The sequence below is a fragment of the Psychromonas aquatilis genome (genome assembly GCF_038155185.1).
GTDB lineage: Bacteria > Pseudomonadota > Gammaproteobacteria > Enterobacterales > Psychromonadaceae > Psychromonas > Psychromonas aquatilis.
On sequence record NZ_JBAKAZ010000495.1, the window covers coordinates 1 to 207 of the forward strand.

1 pseudogene is annotated in these 207 nt (G+C 35.7%); it reads right to left on the reverse strand.

From position 1 onward, the window contains the following. Positions 1 to 54 precede the first annotated feature (54 nt). A pseudogene (locus V6256_RS16270) lies at positions 55 to 207 on the reverse strand (IS630 family transposase); the annotation flags it as partial.

Genomic DNA, 207 nt, shown 5'->3' on the forward strand with positions numbered 1-207 from the left:
TGTCTTTATTATTAAGTGAAAACTAAGGAGTGACAACTAGTCTGACACAGGGGGAAACCTAGCCTCATCCTGAAACCAAATATGTACATCTTTTAAATGAATATGTCCTGGGATCTTAAGGATCGTATTTATTTGGAATTTTTTTAAAAGATGCTTGTACTTCTTCTGATTGTTTCGGGTGCTTAGAGCGAGTTGTTATCCAGCTTA